Origin of the sequence: Micromonospora endophytica, assembly GCF_003236305.1 — a bacterium.
Classification (GTDB): Bacteria; Actinomycetota; Actinomycetes; order Mycobacteriales; family Micromonosporaceae; genus Micromonospora; species Micromonospora endophytica.
Window position 1 is genome coordinate 1 of sequence record NZ_POTX01000357.1, and the last position, 4,383, is coordinate 4,383.

Below are 4,383 nucleotides of genomic sequence, written 5' to 3' on the forward strand. Positions count from 1 at the left end.
GGGGGAGGGAACATGAACGCAGACAAGCGCCGGGACACCGCCGGCGCCGGGCAGCGCGCACCGCGGTCGGGGGGCCGGATCGCGGCGGAGCGGGCCAGGGGGATCGGGCGCGACACCCGCGCCGAGCGAGTGAACCAGCTGGCGGAGGCTCGCGCCCGGGGGGCGCGCGAGTTTCCGACCCAGGGCAGCGCCGCACTGCGGCCGGTCGAGCGGGTCGACCCCGCCACCACGCAGGGGGCCGAGTCGCCGCGGCTGCGGGTCGCGCCGCCGCCGCCGGTGCGGGTGCCCCGGGCACCCTTCGCCGCGCTCGTGGTGCTGCTCGTCGTCGGCGGGGTGCTGGGCATCCTGGCGGTCAACACGAAGATCAACGAGAACGCCTTCCGGCTGTTGGAGTTGCAGGAGCAGCAGGCCAAGCTCGACCTGGAGCAGCAGCAGCTGAAGAAGCAGATCGCCGATGCCGAGGCGCCGGGCAACCTGGCCGCACAGGCCCGCAAGCTGGGGCTTGTCGACTCCGGCGAGCCGGCGTACATCCGGCTGCCGGACGGCGAACTCATCGGCGTGCCGCAGCCAGCCGGCGGGCAGCCGTCCCTGGCGAGCCAGTCGGGTGCGGAGGGGTAAACCGTGCCACCGAGATCGGAAGAACCGCGCCGGGACGCCACAGGCTCCCGGCGCGGTTCTTCCCGGGGCACCCCGGAACGCGGTGCCGCGGGCAAGCGGGGTGATCAGGCGGGCCTGGGCGGCATCTCCGACGCTCGCGCGTACACGCCTCGGGGTCGCACCGTGCGCGACGACGACGGCCCGGCCGCCGCCGGCCGCGCCGAGCAGCGACGCAACCCGCGCGCCAGCCGGTCGCAGGACCCGTTCCGGCCGGCGTTGCAGGTGCTCGACGGGGGCCGCGCCACCACCCGGGGCGGCAACCGGCAGGGCGGCACGACCACGCGCACCACTGTCGTGCGTACCGTCACCGACCGCCCGGACCGCGACGAGGCGACGGCCGGCGGCCGGCGCACCGGTGGGCGCGAGCCCCGGCCCGGCGGTGTCCGGGAGGCCCGGCGCGGCACCGCCCGCGCGCCACGGCGTGGTGAGCGCGCACCCACCCGCCGGCCGTCCCGCAAGCGTCAGGCACCACCCCGGCTCGCCGACCCGGGTCGCCGGCTGCGCCTGGGCACGGCGCTTGCCATGGCGCTGTTCGTCGCGATCGGCGTCCGGCTGGTGGTGCTCCAGACCGTCGACACCCCGGCGTACGCCGACGGCGGCGTGGCCGACCGGCTGCGGACCGTGCAGCTGCCCGCGCCGCGCGGGGCGATCTACGACAGGTACGGCGCGGCCCTGGCGCACAGCGTCGAGGCGCGTTACGTCTACGCCGACCCCACGCAGGTGGAGGAGATCGAGGCGACTGCGCGCAGGCTCTCCCCGCTGCTCGGCGTCGCGGCCTCGGAGCTGGCCGAGAAGATGCGACCCCGCAAGCGGATCAACGGCGACGACTCCCGGTTCGAGTACCTGGCCCGGGGGGTCGACATCGACCGGGCCCGCGAGATCAACGCGCTGGAGCTGCCCGGCATCTACACCCAGCGGGACGAGCGGCGTGAGGTGCCCGGCGGTGACCTGGCCGCCAACCTGATCGGCTTCACCAGCGTCGACATGGTCGGGCTGGAGGGGTTGGAGGCGCGCTACGACGACCTGCTGCACGGCGAGGACGGCGAGCGGGTGTTCGAGATGGGGCTCGGCGCGCCCATCCCCGGTGGCTACAGCCGCACCACCCAGGCCAAGCCGGGCAGCTCCATCGGGCTGACCGTCGACCGTGACCTCCAGTTCGTGACCCAGCGGATCCTCTCCGAGAAGGCCAGAGCGGCCCAGGCCAGCACCGCGGCGGCGGTCGTGCTGGACGCCCGCACCGGTGAGGTGCTCGCCCAGGCCAGCGAACCCACCTACAACGCGGCGAAGCCGCAGTCCAGTGAGCCGACCGACCGGGAGGACGCGGCCACCAGCTTCGTGGTCGACCCGGGCTCGGTGCACAAGGCCATCACCTTCGGGGCGGCCCTTCAGGAAGGGGTGATCACCCCGGACACCTCGTTCCCGGTGGCCAACTCCGTGGTCAAGGGCGACACCCCGTTCACCGACACCCACTACGCCAACGGCCGCCGGATGAGTGTGGCCGGGATGATGGCGTACTCCTCGAACGTCGGCACCATCGAGATCGCCGACAAGCTCGGTCCGGAACGCCTGATCGACTACCAGCGGCGGTTCGGCCTGGGCGAGCCGACCGGGGTCGGCATGCCCGGCGAGGCGAGCGGGCGACTGCTGCCCCTGTCGGAGTGGAGCGGGTCGTCGCACGGGTCGGTGCCGATCGGGCACAGTGTGGACGCCACCCCGTTGCAGATGGCCGCCGCGTACGCCGCCATCGCCAACGACGGCACGTACATCCAGCCGCACCTGGTCAAGGAGACGATCGACCCGCAGGGCAAGCGGACCCCGGCCGAGCCGCCGGCGACCCGCCAGGTGCTCAGCCCCGACAACGCCAAGGCGCTGCGTACGCTCCTGGAAGCGGTCACCACCGTGGACAACGCCACCGGGCTGGCCGCCGCGGTCCCCGGCTACCGGGTCGCCGGCAAGACCGGCACCGGCTGGCGACTTGTCGACGGCAAGAAGCAGCCCGGCAACGTCGCCTCCTTCATCGGCATGGCGCCCGCGGAGAACCCGCGTTACGTGATCGCGGTCTTCGTACACAGTCCCGGTGGTGGCGGCGGTGAGGTGGCCGCGCCGGCGTTCCAGGAGATGATGACCTTCACTCTACGCCACTTCAAGGTGCCGCCCTCGACCGAACCGGCCCCGAACTTCGCCGTTTTTCCCTGACCCCACTAGGCTTTCTGTCTGAGCCCACCGGGGCCGATAGTCGAGGCCGGGTGACCCGTCGCAGCCCGTCGCCATACAGTTGGACTTGGTGGGCGGTGGATGAACCGCGCCATTTTGTGGGCGGGGGCAGTGCAGAGGGCCAGGGCGGGCTGGCCCGGCCATTGCGCCGCCGCCATGGCATCGGTGTCTGCCTCGGCCAGCCGACAGCTTCCGGTAAGCGACAAGACTCCTGGCCAGGCGCTTGACCGGCGCGACCGTTGAGATGAGGCCGCGGATCCTCACGCCGCGCTCGTCCAATCAGATCGTTCGACGAGGGCGACCTCGGCCCTCGGTGGCCGGCCCGATCCGTACGCCGGCTTCGCCGGCTGGAGCGCCAGTGGTGCCGGCGTCCGATACCGCGTGCTCTCGATGCAGGTCAGATCACCTGAGGCGGAGATTCAGGCGCGCCGTGCGGCCGGGGGCGGGCGACCGGGTAGGGTCTGACGCCGTGCGCGGCAATCCTCGTCCCCGTACCGTGACCGGTTTCCGGCTCGGTGACCTGGCCGCCCGGCTTGCCGTGGCGCCCCCTACCAGTGGAGATCCGGTGGTGACCGGGGTGACCCACGCCAGCGGTGAGGTCCGGCCCGGCGATCTGTATGCGGCCCTGCCCGGTGCCCGCCGGCACGGCGCGGAGTTCGCCGCTGCCGCGGCGGCGGCCGGCGCGGTCGCCCTGCTGACCGACGCGGCCGGCGCGGAGCTGGCCGCCGGGACGGGGCTGCCGGCGCTTGTTGTGCCCGACCCGCGCGAGACGCTCGGCCCGCTCGCCTCGGCCGTCTACGGTGACCCGACAGCGGACCTGGTGGTGATCGGGGTGACCGGCACCGCGGGCAAGACCTCCACCGCCTACCTGGTCGAGTCGGGGTTGCAGGCCGCCGGGCATGTCACCGGCCTGATCGGCACCGTGGAGACCCGCCTCGGCGACCTGGTCGTGGAGAGCGTCCGGACCACGCCCGAGGCCACCGACCTGCACGCGATGCTGGCCGCCGCCCGTGAGCGCGGCGTCACCGCGGTGGTCATGGAGGTATCCAGCCACGCGCTGGCGATGGGGCGGGTCGGTGGCGTGCGCTTCGCTGTGGGGGGCTGGACCAACTTCGGCTCCGACCACCTGGACTTCCACGCCGACGCCGAGGACTACTTCGCGGCGAAGGCGCGGCTCTTCGACGGCCGCTGCGCCGTGGAGGTGCTCAACCACGACGACCCCGCGTTGAAGGCGCTGTTCAAGCCGGGCACGGTCAGCTTCTCGGCGGCCGGCGACCCCGCCGCCACCTGGTGGGCCGACGACATCGACGGCGAGGGGTACGCCCAACGGTTCACCGTGCACGGCCCGGCCGGGCTGACGCTGCCCGCCGCGGTGGCGCTGCCCGGCCGGCACAACGTCTCCAACGCCCTGCTCGCCATCGCTCTCCTGGTCGCCGCCGGAATCGACCCGACGGTGGCGGCGCAGGGGGTGGCCGCCTGCGGCGGGGTGCCGGGCCGGCTGGAGTCGGTGGG

Annotated in this window: 3 protein-coding genes; all 3 read left to right on the top strand. The window is 73.7% G+C overall.

Annotation, left to right across the window (positions count from 1 at the left end):
• The first annotated feature begins 12 nt into the window (after positions 1-12).
• Positions 13-618 (top strand): cell division protein FtsL, encoded by a 606-nt coding sequence (ftsL, locus tag C1I93_RS28850; protein ID WP_111246415.1) that lies wholly within the window; start codon positions 13-15, stop codon positions 616-618.
• 3 nt (positions 619-621) lie between these two features.
• Complete coding sequence (locus C1I93_RS28855; protein WP_111246416.1) at positions 622-2,853, top strand: peptidoglycan D,D-transpeptidase FtsI family protein; 2,232 nt, start codon at positions 622-624, stop codon at positions 2,851-2,853.
• Positions 2,854-3,340: 487 nt separating this feature from the next.
• Positions 3,341-4,383 (top strand): Mur ligase family protein (locus tag C1I93_RS28860; protein WP_111246417.1); only part of this gene is annotated, 1,043 nt, incomplete at its 3' end.

Bases quoted from the DNA above. Each gene is read 5' to 3' on its own strand.
- ftsL (WP_111246415.1), top strand. From the start codon at position 13: ATGAACGCAGACAAGCGCCGGGACACCGCCGGCGCCGGGCAGCGCGCA.